Origin of the sequence: Methyloversatilis discipulorum, assembly GCF_018780585.1 — a bacterium.
Taxonomy (GTDB): Bacteria; Pseudomonadota; Gammaproteobacteria; order Burkholderiales; family Rhodocyclaceae; genus Methyloversatilis; species Methyloversatilis discipulorum_B.
The window spans coordinates 35,515-53,640 of record NZ_JADMJL010000059.1; the positions used below are offsets into that span (position 1 = coordinate 35,515).

15 protein-coding genes are annotated in these 18,126 nt (G+C 64.6%); 10 read left to right on the forward strand and 5 right to left on the reverse strand.

Translation table 11 applies throughout. The annotated features are described in order from the left end of the window. Positions 1-104: 104 nt before the first annotated feature. Genes fae through lptM form a run of 4 tightly spaced genes read right to left on the reverse strand, consistent with a single transcriptional unit; the run spans position 105 to position 2,582 of the window. Positions 105-641: a formaldehyde-activating enzyme gene (fae, locus tag IV112_RS19720; RefSeq protein WP_019916488.1), complete on the reverse strand. Its 537-nt coding sequence runs from the start codon at positions 639-641 to the stop codon at positions 105-107. A gap of 47 nt (positions 642-688) precedes the next feature. Next, positions 689-1,102, reverse strand: coding sequence for an RNA-binding S4 domain-containing protein (locus tag IV112_RS19725; protein ID WP_019916489.1), 414 nt, complete (start codon positions 1,100-1,102; stop codon positions 689-691). After that, the gene (gene lysA, locus IV112_RS19730) at positions 1,099-2,340 is read right to left on the reverse strand and encodes a diaminopimelate decarboxylase (protein ID WP_304006581.1); all 1,242 of its coding nucleotides are present in this window, start codon (positions 2,338-2,340) and stop codon (positions 1,099-1,101) included. Before lysA ends, IV112_RS19725 begins: the two co-directional genes overlap by 4 nt. Next, positions 2,337-2,582 (reverse strand): LPS translocon maturation chaperone LptM, encoded by a 246-nt coding sequence (gene lptM / locus IV112_RS19735; RefSeq protein ID WP_368492598.1) that lies wholly within the window; start codon positions 2,580-2,582, stop codon positions 2,337-2,339. Before lptM ends, lysA begins: the two co-directional genes overlap by 4 nt. On the opposite strand from lptM, the gene cyaY reads away from it, so the two are divergent. Continuing rightward, the gene (gene cyaY, locus IV112_RS19740; protein ID WP_304006586.1) at positions 2,521-2,841 is read left to right on the forward strand and encodes an iron donor protein CyaY; all 321 of its coding nucleotides are present in this window, start codon (positions 2,521-2,523) and stop codon (positions 2,839-2,841) included. The genes lptM and cyaY overlap by 62 nt on opposite strands. On the opposite strand, the gene IV112_RS19745 is transcribed toward cyaY, so the two are convergent. After that, on the reverse strand, positions 2,801-5,254 hold the full coding sequence (locus IV112_RS19745) for a penicillin-binding protein 1A (protein WP_304006589.1): 2,454 nt from the start codon (positions 5,252-5,254) through the stop codon (positions 2,801-2,803). The two genes, cyaY and IV112_RS19745, sit on opposite strands and share 41 nt — an antisense overlap. A 169-nt stretch (positions 5,255-5,423) precedes the next feature. Here IV112_RS19745 and IV112_RS19750 point away from each other — a divergent pair, with 169 nt between their 5' ends. The 9 genes from IV112_RS19750 (at position 5,424) to IV112_RS19790 (ending at position 18,123) form a co-directional block, all read left to right on the forward strand. Next, positions 5,424-6,503, forward strand: a complete 1,080-nt coding sequence (locus IV112_RS19750) for a pilus assembly protein PilM (RefSeq protein WP_024300771.1) — start codon at positions 5,424-5,426, stop codon at positions 6,501-6,503. Then, positions 6,500-7,084, forward strand: coding sequence for a PilN domain-containing protein (locus IV112_RS19755; RefSeq protein WP_304006592.1), 585 nt, complete (start codon positions 6,500-6,502; stop codon positions 7,082-7,084). The genes IV112_RS19750 and IV112_RS19755 overlap by 4 nt, the downstream gene beginning before the upstream one ends. Continuing rightward, positions 7,081-7,746 (forward strand): type 4a pilus biogenesis protein PilO, encoded by a 666-nt coding sequence (locus tag IV112_RS19760; RefSeq protein ID WP_020166076.1) that lies wholly within the window; start codon positions 7,081-7,083, stop codon positions 7,744-7,746. The genes IV112_RS19755 and IV112_RS19760 overlap by 4 nt, the downstream gene beginning before the upstream one ends. After that, positions 7,743-8,273, forward strand: coding sequence for a pilus assembly protein PilP (locus IV112_RS19765; protein ID WP_296813084.1), 531 nt, complete (start codon positions 7,743-7,745; stop codon positions 8,271-8,273). Before IV112_RS19760 ends, IV112_RS19765 begins: the two co-directional genes overlap by 4 nt. Then, positions 8,270-10,390, forward strand: coding sequence for a type IV pilus secretin PilQ (locus IV112_RS19770; protein WP_304006599.1), 2,121 nt, complete (start codon positions 8,270-8,272; stop codon positions 10,388-10,390). Before IV112_RS19765 ends, IV112_RS19770 begins: the two co-directional genes overlap by 4 nt. Before the next feature lie 75 nt (positions 10,391-10,465). Beyond that, entirely contained in the window at positions 10,466-10,993 is a 528-nt protein-coding gene (locus tag IV112_RS19775) for a shikimate kinase (RefSeq protein ID WP_304006602.1), read from the forward strand. Further along, complete coding sequence (aroB, locus tag IV112_RS19780; RefSeq protein WP_304006605.1) at positions 10,981-12,069, forward strand: 3-dehydroquinate synthase; 1,089 nt, start codon at positions 10,981-10,983, stop codon at positions 12,067-12,069. Before IV112_RS19775 ends, aroB begins: the two co-directional genes overlap by 13 nt. Continuing rightward, entirely contained in the window at positions 12,062-13,183 is a 1,122-nt protein-coding gene (locus IV112_RS19785) for a deoxyguanosinetriphosphate triphosphohydrolase (protein ID WP_304006608.1), read from the forward strand. The genes aroB and IV112_RS19785 overlap by 8 nt, the downstream gene beginning before the upstream one ends. A gap of 272 nt (positions 13,184-13,455) precedes the next feature. Continuing rightward, the gene (locus IV112_RS19790; RefSeq protein ID WP_304006611.1) at positions 13,456-18,123 is read left to right on the forward strand and encodes a glutamate synthase-related protein; all 4,668 of its coding nucleotides are present in this window, start codon (positions 13,456-13,458) and stop codon (positions 18,121-18,123) included. Positions 18,124-18,126 lie beyond the last annotated feature (3 nt).

The window sequence follows — 18,126 nt, forward strand, 5'->3', positions numbered from 1 at the left end:
GGCCGCGTGCATCAAGACAAGGTCGTGTTGCCCTTCGTTTCGATTGCACAAAAACAAAAGCCCCTGCGGCTGGCAGGGGCTTTGGCTGTGGCTTTGCGCCGCAATCAGGCTTCCGGGTCGTACATGCAGTGCTTGATCTTGTGGCGGTTGGCGATCAGCTCGTCGATCGTCGGCTTGCCGGTCATCGCACGCTGTATCGCGATCTTGGTTGCTTCGTAATTGGTGCGGTACAGATCCTTCATGTCCAGGTTGGGGTCCTTGACCGCATTCGGGTCCAGCCACACCAGGTCGATGATGACCAGTTCGTCCACCAGTTCCTTCGGGATGATGCCTTCCGACACGCAGTCGACGACCGCGTCGGCGGTGGCGGACTGCACCACGCCGCCGAGCAGCTCGACGGTGCGCGAATTCTTGATCGTGACCTTGGGCACCATCATGGTGGCCGGCTTGGCCATCTGGTTGCAGTCGCGCACGGCCAGCATGCGGGTGTGACCGGCGGTCTGGCCCATCATCTGGGCGAAGGCCTGGCCGACCGGGCCGTCGATCGAGCCGATGACGATTTCCGGCATGGCGTCGGTGTATTGACCTTCCTTGGCGAAGACGGTGGCTTCACCGACCTTCATCACGATACGTTCGGACATGGTTCGATTCCTTTTGACAGTGTTCTCAATTCGTTGGCGCGCAAGACTCAGCCGCCGCGAAGTTTAGCGCGCATGCGGTCGATTTCACGCCGCTGCGTCTTCGTCGGCCGTCCGTGCAGCATGTGTGACGGTTCCGGAGCAAGTCGGCGCCGTTCACGTTCCGCTTCGCGCCGCGCAATGCTGTCGGCGGTCTCTTCGTAAAGCTTGCGCGCCTCTTCGGCCGGGCCGCGTTTGCCGGACAGCGCCTGCACGATCACCGTGTAGCGCACTTCGCCGGTCTGGATGTCCAGCCGGTCGCCGATGCGTACCTCGCGCGACGGCTTGGCGCGCGCCTCGTTCAGCTGGATGCGGCCGGCGTCGATGGCGTCGGAGGCCAGCGTGCGCGTCTTGAAGAAGCGCGCTGCCCACAGCCACTTGTCGAGCCGCAGCCGTTCGCGCGCGGCGTCGTCCTCGTGGCTCACGGCAGCAGGCGTTCGCCGGCGTAGAGGTCGGCGATGCGCTCGCGCGCGCGGATCAGATGCACCTTGTCGCCATCGACCATCACTTCGGCGGCGCGCGGCCGCGTGTTGTAGTTCGAGCTCATGGTCATGCCGTAGGCGCCGGCCGAGAAGATGGCGACCAGGTCTTCCGGTTCGACCGCCAGTTCGCGTGCGCGGCCGAGGAAGTCGCCGCTTTCGCACACCGGGCCGACCACGTCGTAGGTGTCCGCCTTGCCGCGCGGCCGCACTTCGGCGATGCGGTGAAAGGCGTCGTACAGCGCCGGGCGGGCGAGGTCGTTCATCGCCGCATCGATGATGGCGAAGTTGCGCTCCTCACCGCGCTTCAGGTATTCGATCTTGGACAGCAGTACGCCGGCGTTGCCGACCAGCGAGCGGCCGGGTTCGAGCAGCAGTCGCTCCTTGCGGCCGGCCAGCACCGCCAGCAATGGCGCCAAGTAGTCGCGTGTTGCCGGTACGTCCTCGTCGTCGTAGCGGATGCCGAGGCCGCCGCCGAGGTCGAGGTGACGCAGTTCGATGCCGTCGCGGTTCAGTGCTTCGGCCAGCGCCACCACCTTGGCGGCTGCTTCGGCCACCGGCGCCGGGTCCAGCAGCTGCGAGCCGATGTGGCAGGCGATGCCGCGGATCTCCAACTGCGGCAGCTTCGCCGCGTCGAGATAGATGCGATGCGCGTCGGCGATGGGCACGCCGAACTTGTTGCACTTCAGGCCGGTGGAAATGTACGGATGGGTTTTCGGGTCGACGTCCGGATTCACGCGCAGCGCGATCGGTGCGCGCTTGCCGAGGCTGCCGGCCACTTCGGCCAGCCGGTGCAGTTCGGCTTCCGATTCGACGTTGAAGCAATAGATGCCGTGCGTCAGCGCGGCGCGCATTTCGTCGCGCGTCTTGCCGACGCCGGAGAACACCACCTTGCTCGGGTCGCCGCCCGCCGCGATCACGCGTGCCAGCTCGCCGCCGGACACGATGTCGAAGCCGGTGCCCAGTCGCGCGAACACATTCATGATGGCCAGGTTGGAATTCGACTTCACCGCGTAGCACAGCATGGCGTCGCGGCCGGACAGTGCTTCGGCGTAGGCAGCGTGCGCCTCGGTCAGCGCCGCACGGCTGTATACGAAGGTGGGCGTGCCGTACTCGGCGGCAATGCGCTCGAGTGCGACGCCTTCGGCGTACAGCGCACCGTCTCGGGTTTCGAAATGCTTCATTGCTTGTCGGCCTTGTTAGTATCTTGCGGAGCAGGTGCGGGCGCGGGCTTCGCGGCCGCCGGCTGGGCGCCCTGCTTGGGCGGCAGCGTCAACGGTCCCTTGGTGCCGCAGGCAGCGAGCGTCAGGGTCAGTGCGGCGATGCGCACGAGCGGGCTGGAAAACATGTCGGATGGCCGGAATATGAACGAGAGTGAATTTAACAAATTGGCCGATGCGACGCTGGCTGCGATCGAGCAGGCCATCGAGCGCAGCGGCGCCGGAATCGACTACGAACTGCAGGCCGGCGGCGTGCTGGAACTGGAGTTCGAAGACGGTTCCAAAATGGTGATCAACCGGCACGGCGTCGCGCAGGAAATCTGGGTGGCGGCGCGGTCCGGCGGCTTCCACTTCCGTGCCGACGGGGACCGCTGGATAGGCACGCGCGACGGCAAGGAACTGATTCAGGCACTGGAAGAACTGCTCAGCCAGCAGGCAGGCGAGCCGGTGAAGCTGCGCGGCTGAGCGTTTCCGGCACCGTCAGCCGCGACTCGCTCGGTACGATGTGGCCGGTCGGCGAGCGCGGCGGCGTCGGAATCGGTGCCGGCGACTGCGGCGGCGGGCCGGGCTGCAACTCACCCTCCGAAGCCGGCGTTTCCGGCTCTTCCGGCAGCGACTCGGGCGGCGGTGGCAGGTGTTCCTGGTACATCAGGTCGGTGCGCGGGTTGCCCTTGCTGTCCTCGCCAGCATCGATGCTGATCAGGCCGTCGGGCAGCGGCAGCCGCTGTTCGGGCACGTCCTTCAGTGCGTGGCGCATGTAATCGACCCACATCGGCAGCGCTGCCGAACCACCGGTTTCGCCACGACCCAGGGTGCGCGGATTGTCGAAACCTATCCAGGCGACCGTGACGCGCGAGGGCTGGTAGCCGCAGAACCAGGCGTCGAGATAGTCGTTGGTGGTGCCGGTCTTGCCGGCGAGGTCGCCGCGCTTGAGGGCCAGCGCGCGGGTGGCGGTTCCGCGGCGCACGACGTCCTGCATCATGCTGTCCATCAAGTAGGCGTTGCGCGCGTCGATGACGCGCAAACCCTCGTCGCCGGCCTTGCGCGGCGTGAAGCGCGCCAGCACGCGTCCCTCGCTGTCGGTGATCTCGCTCACCACGTAGGGCTCGACCCGGTAGCCGCCGTTGGCGAACACGGCATAGGCGGACGCCATCTGCCACGGGGTGACCGACCCGGCGCCGAGCGCCATCGTCAGGTAGGGCGGATGGCGCGCGGCATCGAATCCGAAGCGTGAAACGTAGTCCTGCGCGTAACGCGGGCCGATCGAGCGCAGCATGCGGATCGACACCATGTTCTTCGACTTCGCCAGTGCGGTGCGCAGCGAGATCGGGCCGTCGTACTTGCCGTCGTAGTTCTTCGGCTGCCAGCTCTGGCTGCCGGTTTCGCCGGCCGACACCACCAGTGGCGTGTCCTCTTCCACTGTCGCCGGACCGTAGCCCTTCTCCAGCGCTGCCGAGTAGATGAAGGGCTTGAACGCCGAGCCCGGCTGACGCCAGCCCTGGGTGACGTGGTTGAACTTGCTGCGATTGAAGTCGAAACCGCCGACCAGTGCGCGCACGGCGCCGTCATCGCTGTCGATGGCGACCAGCGCCGCCTCGACCTCGGGCATCTGCGCCAGCGTCCAGCCGAGCTTGGCGTCCTGCATCACGCGCACGACCGCGCCGCGCCGCAGCTTGCGGGCCGGCGGCGCCTTGTCGTCCAGCATCGCCTTAGCGAACTTGATCGCGTCCGCGCCCAGGTTGAGCACTTCGCCGCCGCGCTTGTAGACCTTCACCGCGGTCGGACTGGCAGCGAGCACCACCGCAGCGTGCAGGCCCACCGCGTCCGGCACGTCCTGCAGCAGATCGTCGAGCAGTTCGTCGTCGTCGGCGCCGACCGCCTTCATGTCGACGAAGGATTCCGCGCCGCGATAGCCGTGCCGGCGGTCGTAGTCAAATACGCCCTTGCGGACGGCCTCGATGGCGGCGTCCTGGTCGGCGCGCCGTATCGTCGTGACCACGCGCAGGCCGATCGAGTAGGCGTTCTCGCCGAAGCGCTCGACCGCCATCTGGCGCGCCATTTCGGCAACGAAATCCGCCGGCTTCGGCCCGCTGGCGGTGCTGCCGCTGTCGCGACGCACGACCAGCTCTTCCTCGACCGCGCGAGCGCGCGTCGCTTCGTCGATGTAGCCCAGTTCCTGCATGCGCCGCAGCACGTAGGACTGGCGCAGTGCTGCGCGCTTCGGGTTCACCACTGGGTTGTACTTGGAAGGCGCTTTCGGCAGGCCGGCGAGCATCGCTGCTTCGGCGACGCTAATGTCCTTCAGGTTTTTGCCGAAATAGGCTCTGGAAGCGGCAGCAAAACCGTAGGCGCGCTGACCGAGATAGATCTGGTTGATGTAGAGCTGGAGTATCTGGTCTTTTGTCAGGCTGTTCTCGATTTTGAACGCCATCAGGGCTTCATAGACTTTCCGGCGTAGGGTGCGTTCGCTCGACAGGAAGAAGTTGCGCGCCACCTGCATGGTGATGGTGCTGGCGCCTTGGCTGCGTCCGCCGCTGGTCAGGTTGGCCAGTGCGGCGCGGGCAATGCCCATGTAGTCGATGCCCGAGTGCTGGTAGAAGCGCTCGTCCTCGGCGGCAATGATGGCGTGCTTGAGCGCGTCCGGCACCTGCTCGATCGGCACGACCGAGCGGCGTTCTTCGCCGAATTCGCCGATCAGTTGCCCGTCGGCGTTGTAGACGCGGAGCGGGATCTTCGGCCGGTAGTCGGTCAGGATGTCCAGCGACGGCAGCTGCGGGTAGGCGAGCAGTACGACGATCAGCGCGAGGGCCGCGCCTATCAGTGCGAGGCCGGTGAGGGCGGTCAACGGGTAGAGCAGCCAGCGGAATTTGGAGAGCAAGACGATGGGTTTCCGGAGGGGGTTTGAGGCCGAAAGTATAGCCGGCCGACCGTGTGAAGCTTCTCGTTACGCCTACCCAAAATTTGTTTACTTGTCGATACCTTGCTGCTAGCATCTTAATGTAATTTGTGCGTATTGGGCCTAATTCACTGTCTTAAAAGGAAAAAGCTTGGCTTTCGACCTGTCGGTATTTAACCCGGGAGCGCGTCCCCTGATGGGGCTTGACGTGTCGTCCTCGGCGGTCAAGCTGGTCGAGCTGTCCCGGACAGCGAAGGGCGAGCACCGCATCGAGCGCTACGCCATTGAGAACCTCCCGCGCGATTCGGTGGTGGATGGCAACATCGCCAAGCTCGAAGACGTCGCCGACGCCGTGCGTCGGGCGTGGAAGCGCATGGGCACGTCGACGCGCAATGTCGCGCTGGCCTTGCCGGCGGCGGCCGTCATCACGAAGAAGATCATCGTTCCGGCAAATCAGCGCGAGCAGGAGCTCGAGGTGCTGGTGGAGTCGGAAGCCAATCAGTACATCCCCTTTCAGCTCGACGAGGTGAATCTGGATTTCCAGGTGGTCGGCCCGGCGCCCGGCAATCCGGACGAGGTCGAGGTGCTGATCGCCGCCTCGCGCAAGGAAAAGGTCGAGGACCGCGTCGCGGTGGCCGAAGCGGCCGGCCTGCGCGCCGTCGTGGTCGACGTCGAGTCCTACGCGGCACAGGCCGCATTCGAACTGGTCGAGAAGCAGCTGCCGGACGGCGGCAAGGACACCAACATCGTGCTGGTCGACGTCGGCGCCAACGTGATGAACGTGATCATCCTGCGCAATGACCAGCCGGTGTATTCCCGCGAGCAGGCATTCGGCGGCTACCAGCTGACGCAGGACATCATGCGCAACTACGGCATGAGCCCGGAAGAGGCCGAAGCCGCAAAGCGCACCAACACGCTGCCGGAGAATTACGAGAACGACCTGCTGCGCCCCTTCATGGACAACCTCGCGCTCGAGGTGTCGCGCGCGCTGCAGTTCTTCTTCACCTCGACGCAGTACAACAGCGTCGACCATATCGTGCTGGCCGGCGGGTGCTCGGTGATCCCCGGTCTGGACGAGGTGGTTGCCAACCGCACCCAGGTCGAAACCCGTATCGCGAACCCCTTTGTCGACATGCAGCTGTCGCAGACGGTCACCGCCAAGCGACTCAGTCAGGACGCACCTTCGCTGCTGGTGGCCTGCGGTCTCGCGCTCAGGAGGTTCGACGCATGATACGCATCAACCTTCTTCCCCATCGCGAGGAGAAGCGCAAGGCGCGGCGCCAGCAGTTCTATGCGCTGACCGGCCTGACGCTGGTGCTCGGCGGACTCATCGTGGCGCTCGGCAACGGCATCATCAGCGGTTACGTGTCGGCCCAGGACGAGAAGAACGCCTTCCTGAAGACCGAAATCGCTGCGCTCGACAAGTCGATCGACGAGATCAAGCGGCTGCGCGAGCAGACCGACGCGCTGTTGCAGCGCAAGCGGGTGATCGAGTCGCTGCAGGGCAACCGGTCGGAGGCGGTCGGCCTGTTCAACGAACTCGCGAAGAACGTGCCGGAAGGCGTCTATATCAAGAAGGTCTCGCAGCAGGCGAACAAGATCAATCTGGTCGGGTACGCGCAATCGAACGCGCGGGTGTCCAGCCTGATGCGGAATCTGGAATCGTCGCCGCTGCTCGAGCGCCCGACCCTCATCGAAATCAAGGGCGCCACCGTCGACAAGCGCCGCATGAACGAATTCAGCCTTGATCTGTTCATCACGCGCGCAGTGGACGAGGCCGACAGCAAGACGACGAAGGGGCGCAAGACATGAAGCAGATCCAGATGCCCCAGATCGATTTCACGCGCATCGCGGACGATTTCAAGAATCTCGACCCGAAGGACGTCGGCAACTGGGCCACCGCGCCGAAGGCTGCGGTCCTGCTGGGTGTGCTGGTCGCAACGCTGGCCGCGGGCTGGTGGTTCCTGTGGGATCCGCTGCGCGTCGAGCTCGAACAGAAGCGACTCGAGGAACAGACGCTGAAGGACGAGTGGCTCAACAAGAAGCGTCAGGCGGTGAATCTCGAGCAGTACCAGCAGCAGCTGGCCGACATCGACAAGTCCTTCGGCGCGCTGCTCAAGCAGCTGCCGAACAAGGCCGAGATGGAATCGCTGCTGGTCGATATCAGTCAGGCCGGTCTGAGCCGTGGCCTGCAGTTCGAAACCTGGAAGCCGGGTGGCGAAGCGGTCAAGGATTTCTACGCCGAGATGCCGATCACCATCCGCGTCACCGGCGGCTATCACGACCTCGGCAACTTTGCTGGCGACGTCGCCAAGCTCTCGCGCATCGTGACCCTGGGTTCGATCGTCATTGATTCAAGCAAGGACGGCCTGAAGATGGATGCCGTGGCGACCACCTACCGTTATCTCGACGACGAAGAGATTGCCCGAATCAAGAAGGCAAAGGCCGACAAGGCCAAGGGGGCCAATAAATGAAGCGCCTCCTGACGATGCTGGCGGCCAGTCTGGCGCTGGCGGGCTGCGGTAGCGAAGACCATGAAGACCTGCGCTCGTGGATGGAAGAGAACACCCAGGGCCTGAAGGGGCAGGTGAAGCCGCTGCCGGAAATCAAGCCGTCGATCATCGTTGCCTACGAAGCGGGCAATCTGCTCGATCCGTTCAGCGTGCAGAAGATCGAGCCGGAGCGGAAGAAGGGCGGCGGTGGCGGCGGGGGCATCACGCCTGACCTCGACCGGCGCAAGGAGCCGCTGGAGCAGTACCCGCTCGACACGCTGGCGATGGTCGGTCTGCTCGAACAGGGGCGGGTCACCTACGCGCTGATCAAGGCGGACACGACCTTGCATCGCGTGCGCAGCGGCAATTACATGGGTCAGAACTTCGGTGTCATCACGTCGATATCCGGCGATGGCATCACCTTGAAGGAAATCGTTCAGGACGCGGACGGCGAATGGGTCGAACGTACCAGTACGCTCCAGTTGCAGGAGCAGGAGGCAAAGAAATGAATTTCGTCCGCAAACTCGCCGGCCTGCTGTGCGCGCTCGCCGTCGCTTCGATACCGGCACTTGCCGTTGCACAGGCTCAGCCGAACAGCATCGAGTCCATCCTGGTGTCGCAGCAGGGCGGGGAGGTACTGGTCAAGGTGACGACCAAGTCGGAACTGGCCACGGTGCCCGCCAACTTCAGCGTCGCGTCGCCCGCGCGCATCGCCTTCGATTTCCCGTCGACCGGCAACGCGCTCGGCCGCTCGTCCCAGACCTTGAACGAAGCGCATCTGCGCAGCTTCAACATCGTCGAGGTCGGTGACCGCACGCGACTGGTGCTCAACCTCAACAAGCTGTCCACGTTCAATACCCGGCTGTCCGGGCGCGACCTGTACATCAGCCTGGCGATGCCGACGAATGCCGAAGCGGTCGCCCAATCTGACAAGACGTCCCGATTCGCCGAGCCGAGCGCGAACGAGGGCACGCAGACCTTGCGCAACGTCGGCTTCCGTCGCGGCAAGGACGGTGAAGGTCGCGTCGTGGTCGAACTGTCGGATCCGAACACCGGCATCGACATCCGCCAGCAGGGAACGAAGCTGGTGGTCGAATTCCTGCGCGCCTCGGTGGCCGAAGAGTTCCTGAAGCGTTACGACGTGACCGACTTCGGCACCCCGATCACCCAGATGGAAGTCGTGCGTTCGGGTGCCAACACCCGCCTCACGGTCACCCCGACCGGTCTGTGGGAGCACAACGCCTACCAGAGCGAGAATCAGTTCATCCTCGAGGTCAAACGTCTGGTCGAGGACCCGAACAAGCTGGTTCAGGGCAGCAAGCCGGGCTACCAGGGCGAGAAACTGTCGCTGAACTTCCAGAATATCGACGTGCGTTCGGTGCTGCAGGTGATCGCTGACTTCACCGACAACAACATCATCACCTCCGACACGGTCGGTGGTTCGCTCACGCTGCGACTGAAGGACGTCCCATGGGACCAGGCTCTCGACATCATTCTCGACGCCAAGGGACTGGACAAGCGCAAGACGGGCAACGTCATCTGGATCGCACCGCGCGACGAGCTGACGGCGAAGGAAAAGCTGGCGCTCGAAAGCCAGCAGCAGGTGAGCGAGCTTGAGCCGCTGCGCACTGAAACCTTCCAGCTGAACTATCACAAGGCTGAAGTCCTGTACAAATCCATCCTCGATGACAAGGACAAGCGCTTCCTGTCCAAGCGTGGGTCGATCGTGATGGACACGCGCACCAACAAGCTCATCGTGACCGACATTCCGTCGCGACTCGAAGACATCCGCCGCATCCTGATCGAGCTCGACGTGGCGACCCGTCAGGTCCTGATCGAAGCGCGTATCGTCGAAGCGAACGAGGATTTCGCGAAGAACCTCGGCGCACGTCTCGGCATCAACCAGACGGCCGCAGGTTCGGTGCAGCTGGGTCGCGCCGGCCTCAACATCGGCGGATCGGCTGCGGCGACCGGTTTCCAGACCGGCCAGGTGCAGACCCAGCCGAACTTCCTGACTGATTCGTTGAGCACGAACCTGCGTGCAAACAACATCACGCCGCGTACGCCGGGCCAACTGTCCTTCGTGCTGTTCAATTCGGCGGCGACCCGTTTCCTGAACCTCGAACTGTCGGCACTCGAACAGGACGGCAAGGGCAAGGTGATTTCCAGCCCGCGCGTCATGACCTCCGACCAGAACGAGGCGCTGATCGAGCAGGGTGTTGAAATTCCGTACCAGCAGGCAACCAGTTCGGGCGCGACCAGCGTGTCCTTCCGCAAGGCCAACCTCAAGCTGCAGGTGAAGCCGCAGATCACCCCGGACGGTCGGGTGCAGATGGCGCTCGACATCAACAAGGACACGCCGAACACCCAGCTCTCGACCGGCTCTGGCGTGGCCATCGACACCAAGCACGTCAAGACCGACGTGCTGGTCGAGAACGGCGGCACGGTGGTCATCGGCGGTATCTACACGCAGGACGAGCGCCGCACGCAGACGCGCGTGCCTTTCCTCGGCGATCTGCCTTACGTCGGCTTCCTGTTCCGCAGCACGGAAACCCGCGACAACCGCGCCGAACTGCTCATCTTCGTCACGCCGCGCATCGTCAGCGACAATCTGACGCTGCGCTGAGCGAGCTCATCGACTTGGCACCAGGCGGCCCCGGCGACGGGGCCGCTTTCTTTTTGCGCTGCTAGAATCCGGCCGGTGGAACATAGCGACAACATTATTCTGGTCGGCATGATGGGCGCCGGCAAAACGACCGTCGGCCGTCAGCTCGCGCGCAGGCTGCGCAAGCGCTTCGTCGACTGCGATCACGAGATCGAGGCGCGTACCGGCGTCAGCATTCCGACCATCTTCGAGATCGAGGGCGAAGCCGGCTTTCGCCGGCGCGAAGCGGCGACCATCGAAGCGCTGGCGCACGAAACCGGGCTGGTGCTGGCCACCGGCGGCGGTGCGGTGCTCGATCCGATGAATCGGCAGAATCTGAAGGCCGGTGGCTGGGTGGTCTATCTCGACGTGCCGCCCGACGTGCTGTGGTCGCGCACCCGCGGCGACCGCAACCGGCCGCTGCTGCAGGTCGAGGACCCGCGCGCCCGGGTGCGCGAACTTCATGGCCTGCGCGACCCTCTGTACCGTGAGGTCGCCGATTTCATCGCCGAAAGCGGCCAGGGCAGTCCGCTGTCCATCGTGCGGAAACTTGAACGGGAATACCTGAACCGATGCGCAGCCTGAACGTGGCGCTCGACGAGCGCGCCTACGACATCCATATCGGTCGTGGTCTGATAGACCGTGGCGATCTGTTCGCGTCGGTACTGAAGCGCAAGCGCGCTGTGGTCATCAGCAACGAAATCGTCGCGCCGCTGTACGCCGCGCGCGTGCTCGACGCTCTGGACTCGGTCGGCGTTGCCCGCCAGCTGGTCGTGCTGCCTGACGGCGAGGCACACAAGGACTGGCCGACGCTGAACCTCATTTTCGACGCGCTGCTCGGCGCCCGCGTCGAGCGCTCGACCACGCTGATCGCGCTCGGCGGCGGCGTCATCGGCGACATGGTCGGCTTTGCGGCCGCCACGTACCAGCGCGGCGTGCCCTTCATCCAGGTGCCGACCACGCTGCTGTCCCAGGTCGATTCGTCGGTCGGCGGCAAGACCGCGATCAACCATCCGTTGGGCAAGAACATGATCGGCGCCTTCTACCAGCCCAAACTCGTGCTGGCCGACATCGATACGCTGGACACCTTGCCCGACCGCGAACTGAAGGCCGGGCTGGCCGAAGTGATCAAGTACGGTCTGATCCGCGATCGCGAGTTCTTCGACTGGCTCGAAATCAACATGCCGCGCCTGCTGGCGCGCGACACCGAAGCGCTGGCCTTCGCCATCGAGCGGTCCTGCCGCAACAAGGCAGACGTCGTCATCGAGGACGAAACCGAGGCCGGCGTGCGCGCCCACCTCAACCTCGGCCACACCTTCGGCCACGCGATCGAGACCGGTCTCGGCTACGGCGAGTGGCTGCACGGCGAGGCGGTTGCGGCCGGTACGCTGATGGCGGCCGAGCTGTCGCGCCGGCTCGGCTGGCTGACCGATGACGACGTCGCGCGCATCCACCGCATCCACGAATCCGCCGGTCTGGCGCTGCGCGGACCGAAGCTGGGCGTAGAGCGCTACCTCGAACTGATGTCGCACGACAAGAAGGTCGAGGCCGGAAAGTTGCGCCTTGTGCTGCTCAAGCGCATCGGCGAGGCCGTCGTGTATGGCGATGCTGCGGTGGCCGACATTGCCGCGTCCATCGAGCACTGCTGCGCAGATGCCTGAGCTCGCACCCTACGCAGCCTGCGACGACAATTCGCGCGGACGCCGTTTCCCGGAAGATTCGCCGCACGGGCGCAGCCAGTTCCAGCGCGACCGCGATCGCATCGTGCACAGCACCGCCTTCCGGCGGCTCGAATACAAGACCCAGGTGTTCGTCAATCACGAAGGCGACCTGTTCCGCACCCGGCTCACGCACAGCATCGAGGTCGCGCAGATCGCGCGCTCGATCGCCCGCGCCCTGCGGGTGAATGAAGATCTGGCCGAGGCGGTGTCGATTGCCCATGACCTCGGCCACACGCCTTTCGGCCACGCCGGTCAGGACGCGCTGAACGAATGCATGCGCGACTACGGCGGTTTCGAGCACAACCTGCAGAGTCTGCGCACGGTCGATCTGCTGGAGGAACGCTACGGCGCCTTCGACGGCCTGAACCTCACCTTCGAGACGCGCGAGGGCATCCTCAAGCACTGTTCGCCGGCGCGCGCGCGCGAACTGGGCGAACTGGGCCAGCGCTTCCTCGACCGTACGCAGCCGACCATCGAGGCGCAGATCTGCAATCTGGCTGACGAAATCGCCTACAACAATCACGACGTCGACGACGGCCTGCGCTCCGGCCTGATCACGCTGGAACAGCTGGAAGAGGTGCCCATCTTCGCCCGCTTCCGCCGCGAAGTGATCGATCTGTATCAGCAGATCGCAGGCCGGCGCCTCATTCACGAGGCGATCCGCCGCATGATCAATGCGCAAGTGATTGATCTGGTAGGGGAAACGACGGGTCGTATCGAAGCCGTGGCGCCGCGCTCCATCGACGACGTACGGGCTGCCCCGGTGCTGGTTGCCTACAGCGAAGCGATGCGGGCCGAGCAGCTCACGCTCAAGCAGTTCCTGCGCGACAACCTGTACCGTCACTATCAGGTACTGCGCATGACCGCCAAGGCGCGCCGCATCATCGCCGAACTGTTCGGCGCCTTCCTGGACGATCCGCGCCTGCTGCCGCCGCAGTATCAGGTGATGGCCCGCGAAGACAAGCCCCGCGCCATTGCCGATTACATCGCCGGAATGACCGACCGTTACGCGATGCGCGAGCATCGCCGCCTGTTCGCGGTCGGCGAGATCTGACCCCGTCGGTCGGCGCTGTTTGATGCGCCGCCGCACGGGTGTTGTACGCAGCGGATCAAGGTTTTATACTCCGTCGTCCACCCCCAAAGTGCCTGTGCCGGTCTCACCGACGAGTCGGCGAGGCCACCCGAGCCGGTGCCCGCCAAATCCCCTTCAGAGGATGACCGCGGAAACCGGCTTTTTCGTGGATGCGGCGGTGCGAATTCCCGCAGTGGCGAGCGATCAGAGCGATGCCGCGCGCGGTTGGCAAACGAGTTTCGAGGACGAAAGCAATGGGTCTTCCCCATACTCAGGGTCTGTACGACCCCGAAAACGAGCGTGATGCATGTGGTGTGGGTTTCGTTGCGAACATCAAGAATCGCAAATCGCACGACATCATCGAACAGGGTCTGCTGATCCTGAAGAACCTCGATCACCGTGGCGCAACCGGTTACGACCCGCTGCTCGGCGATGGCGCCGGCATTCTTATCCAGATGCCCGATGCGCTGATGCGCGCCGAGGCCGCGAAGATCGGCATCACGCTGCCGCCCGCCGGCGATTACGCCTGTGGCACCGTTTTCCTGCCGCAATCGGCCAACGGCTGTGCCGCCTGTGAGTCGGTCGTGGCGCGCATCATTCACGAAGAAGGCCTCACCTTCCTCGGCTGGCGCGACGTTCCGCGCGACAGCAGCATCCTGGCCGAAGCCGCGCGCGCCATTGAGCCGCAGATGCGTCAGGTGTTCATCGCCCGCCCCGATACCGTGGCCGACCAGACCGCCTTCGAACGCAAGCTGTTCGTCGTGCGCAAGCGTGTCGAACACGCAGTGCGCGCGCTGAAGCTGGCCGACGTGAAGCAGTTCTACATTCCGTCGCTGTCCTCGCGCACCCTTGTATATAAGGGCATGCTGCTGGCGCACCAGGTCGGCGAGTACTTCCTCGACCTGCAGGACGCGCGCGCCCAGTCCGCGCTGGCGCTGGTACACCAGCGCTTCTCGACCAACACCTTCCCGACCTGGGATCTGGCTCACCCCTTCCGCATGATTGCCCACAACGGTGAAATCAACACCGTGCGCGGCAACATCAACTGGATGAAGGCGCGTCAGAAGTCGATGAAGTCGGCCGCCCTCGGCGACGATCTCGACAAGCTGTGGCCGCTCATCGTCGAAGGCGGCTCCGATTCGGCCTCGTTCGACAACGCGCTCGAACTGCTGGTGATGGGCGGCTACTCGCTGGCCCACGCCATGATGATGCTGATCCCCGAAGCCTGGGCCGGCAATCCGCTGATGGACGAAGAGCGTCGCGCCTTCTACGAATTCCACGCCGCCATCATGGAGCCGTGGGACGGCCCCGCCGCCGTGGCCTTCACCGACGGCCGTCAGATCGGCGCCACGCTGGACCGCAACGGCCTGCGTCCGGCGCGCTTCCTGGTCACCGACGACGACATGGTCGTGATGGCCTCCGAAATGGGCGTTCTGCCGATTCCGGACGAGCGCATCGTGCAGAAGTGGCGTCTGCAGCCGGGCAAGATGTTCATGATCGACCTCGAAAAGGGCGCGATCATCGAGGACGCCGCCCTCAAGCACGAGCTGTCCACCGAGTATCCGTACGACAAGTGGATCACCGATTCGCGTTTCTTCCTGACCGAACTGGAAGAGATCAAGTACGCCACCGAGCGCAGCGAAACCCTGCTCGATACGCAGCAGGCCTTCGGCTACACGCAGGAAGACATCAAGTTCATCCTGGCGCCGATGGCGGCCGGCGGCGAAGAAGCCATCGGCTCGATGGGTAACGACTCTGCGCTGCCGGTGCTGTCGGACAAGAACAAGCCGCTGTATTCCTACTTCAAGCAGCTGTTCGCCCAGGTCACGAACCCGCCGATCGACCCGATCCGCGAAGAGATCGTGATGTCGCTCGCCTCCTTCATCGGCCCGCGTCCCAACCTGATGGGTGTGGCCGACAACGAGGACGGCCTGACGCCGCGCCTGGAAGTCACCCAGCCGGTGCTCACCAACGAAGACGTGCTGCGCCTGCGCGACATCGAGCGTCTGACCGGTGGCAAGTACCGCTCGCTGGTACTCGACATCACCTACCCGGCGGCTGACGGCGCCGCGGCCTGCGAAGGGGCGATCAAGCGCCTGCAGGAAGCGGCCGAGAAGTCGGTGGCCGACGGTTTCAACATCGTCATCCTGTCCGACCGTGCCGCCTCGCGCGAGCGCGTCGCCATCCCGGCGCTGCTGGCCACGTCGGCCGTGCATCACCACCTGGTGCGCAAGGGCCTGCGCACGCTGACCGGCCTCGTCATCGATACCGGTTCGGCGCGTGAAACCCATCATTTCGCGCTGCTTGCCGGTTACGGCGCCGAAGCGATCTGTCCGTGGCTGGCTTTCGACACCATCGCCGAAATTTCCAACGAGCTGCCGTCCGGTCTGTCGACCAAGGACGCATCGAAGCGCTTCATCAAGGCGGTGGGCAAGGGCCTGAACAAGGTCATGTCCAAGATGGGCATCTCGACCTACCAGTCGTACAGCGGCGCGCAGATCTTCGAAGCGATCGGTCTCAACTCGGCCTTCGTCGCCCGCTACTTCACCGGCACCGCCACCCAGGTCGAAGGCATCGGCCTGCAGGAAGTGGCCGAAGAGGCGCTGCGCACGCACGCCCAGGCCTTCGGCAACGACCCGGTGCTGGCCAATGCGCTCGATGCCGGCGGCGAATACGCCTTCCGCATCCGCGGCGAAGAGCACATGTGGACGCCGGACGCGATCGCCAAGCTGCAGCACTCGACGCGTACCAATAAGTACGACACGTACAAGGAATACGCCCGCATCATCAACGACCAGACCAAGCGTCACATGACGCTGCGCGGTCTGTTCGACATCAAGCCGGCGGGCGCACCGGTGCCGCTGTCCGAAGTCGAGCCGGCGACCGAAATCGTCAAGCGCTTCGCCACTGGTGCGATGTCGCTCGGCTCGATCTCGACCGAAGCGCACACCACGCTGGCCATCGCGATGAACCGCATCGGCGGCAAGTCGAACACCGGCGAGGGCGGTGAAGACCCGATCCGCTTCAACCCGGTGACCGAAGACACCACGCTCGACAAGCTGATCGGCTCGTCGCGCGTCGAAGTCGCGCTGCCGCTGAAGAAGGGCGATTCGCTGCGCTCGAAGATCAAGCAGGTCGCGTCCGGCCGGTTCGGCGTCACCGCCGAGTACCTGGCCAACTCCGACCAGATCCAGATCAAGATGGCCCAGGGCGCCAAGCCGGGCGAAGGCGGTCAGCTGCCCGGCCACAAGGTGTCGGAATACATCGGCTTCCTGCGCCACTCGGTGCCGGGCGTCGGTCTGATTTCGCCGCCGCCGCACCACGACATCTATTCGATCGAGGATCTGGCCCAGCTGATCCACGACCTGAAGAACTCGAATCCGACGGCGTCGATCTCGGTCAAGCTGGTGTCGGAAATCGGTGTCGGTACCGTCGCTGCCGGCGTGTCCAAGGCCAAGGCCGACCACCTGGTGATCGCCGGCCATGACGGCGGCACCGGTGCCAGCCCGATTTCGTCGATCAAGCACTGCGGTACGCCGTGGGAACTCGGCCTGGCCGAAACCCAGCAGACTCTGGTGCTGAACCGCCTGCGCGGCCGCATCCGCGTGCAGGCCGACGGTCAGATGAAGACCGGCCGCGACGTGCTGATCGGCGCGCTGCTCGGCGCCGACGAATTCGGCTTCGCCACCGCACCGCTGGTGGTCGAGGGCTGCATCATGATGCGCAAGTGCCACCTGAACACCTGCCCGGTCGGCGTCGCCACCCAGGATCCGGTGCTGCGCAAGAAATTCACCGGCCAGCCGGAACACGTGGTCAATTACTTCTTCTTCGTCGCCGAAGAAGTGCGCGAACTGATGGCCTCGATGGGCGTGCGCAAGTTCGACGATCTGGTCGGCCGCTCCGACCTGCTCGACACCCGCGCCGGCATCGAACATTGGAAGGCGCGCGGCCTCGATTTTTCGCGCATCTTCTACATGCCGCCGGTTCCGGCCGAAGTGTCGCGCGTGCACAGCGAAACGCAGGACCACGGCATCGACCGCGCGCTCGACCACAGCCTGATCGCCAAGGCGAAGGACGCCATCGAAACCGGCAAGCCGGTCGTCGTCGAATCGCCGATCACCAATGTGAACCGCACCGCCGGCACCATGCTGTCGCACGAAGTGGCGCGCCGCTACGGCCACAAGGGTCTGCCTGACAACACCATCATGGTGAAGCTCAGCGGCACCGCAGGCCAGAGCTTCGGCGCCTTCATCGCGCGCGGCATCACGCTGGAACTGACCGGCCAGGGCAACGACTACGTCGCCAAGGGCCTGTCCGGCGGCCGCATCGTAATCAAGCCGTCGGACGCTTTCCGCGGCGCATCGGAAAAGAACATCATCGTCGGCAACACCGTGCTCTACGGTGCGACCGAAGGCGAGTGCTACTTCCGCGGCGTTGCCGGCGAGCGTTTCGCCGTGCGCAACTCGGGCGCCATCGCGGTGGTCGAGGGTACCGGTGACCACGGCTGCGAATACATGACCGGCGGTACCGTGGTCGTGCTCGGCCAGACCGGTCGCAACTTCGCAGCCGGCATGTCGGGCGGCGTCGCCTACGTCTATGACGAGGACGGCAGCTTCGCCAAGCGCTGCAACATGTCGATGGTCGAGCTGGACGTGATCAGCGGTGACCTGGCTGACGAGTCGGACGACGACATCATCGGCGAGGCTGCGATCAACCACCTGACGATGAGCGACGAAGCCATTCTGCGTCGCCTGATCGCGCGTCACGCCGCCTTCTCGGGCTCGAAGCGTGCCGCCGACATCCTCGCCGACTGGGCGAATGCCCGTGGCAAGTTCGTCAAGGTGATGCCGGTCGAGTATCGCCGCGCGCTGCGTGAAATGGCTGCCAAGGCGGATGCGCCTGCTGCAGCGATGGCCAAGTAACAG

Bases quoted from the DNA above. Each gene is read 5' to 3' on its own strand.
- IV112_RS19760 (WP_020166076.1), top strand. From the start codon at position 7,081: ATGAAGCAGATCCAGATGCCCCAGATCGATTTCACGCGCATCGCGGAC.
- IV112_RS19790 (WP_304006611.1), top strand. From the start codon at position 13,456: ATGGGTCTTCCCCATACTCAGGGTCTGTACGACCCCGAAAACGAGCGT.
- aroB (WP_304006605.1), top strand. From the start codon at position 10,981: ATGCGCAGCCTGAACGTGGCGCTCGACGAGCGCGCCTACGACATCCAT.
- IV112_RS19785 (WP_304006608.1), top strand. From the start codon at position 12,062: ATGCCTGAGCTCGCACCCTACGCAGCCTGCGACGACAATTCGCGCGGA.
- lysA (WP_304006581.1), bottom strand. From the start codon at position 2,340: ATGAAGCATTTCGAAACCCGAGACGGTGCGCTGTACGCCGAAGGCGTC.
- IV112_RS19770 (WP_304006599.1), top strand. From the start codon at position 8,270: ATGAATTTCGTCCGCAAACTCGCCGGCCTGCTGTGCGCGCTCGCCGTC.
- fae (WP_019916488.1), bottom strand. From the start codon at position 641: ATGTCCGAACGTATCGTGATGAAGGTCGGTGAAGCCACCGTCTTCGCC.
- IV112_RS19755 (WP_304006592.1), top strand. From the start codon at position 6,500: ATGATACGCATCAACCTTCTTCCCCATCGCGAGGAGAAGCGCAAGGCG.
- lptM (WP_368492598.1), bottom strand. From the start codon at position 2,582: ATGGCCTGCTCGATCGCAGCCAGCGTCGCATCGGCCAATTTGTTAAAT.
- cyaY (WP_304006586.1), top strand. From the start codon at position 2,521: ATGAACGAGAGTGAATTTAACAAATTGGCCGATGCGACGCTGGCTGCG.
- IV112_RS19765 (WP_296813084.1), top strand. From the start codon at position 7,743: ATGAAGCGCCTCCTGACGATGCTGGCGGCCAGTCTGGCGCTGGCGGGC.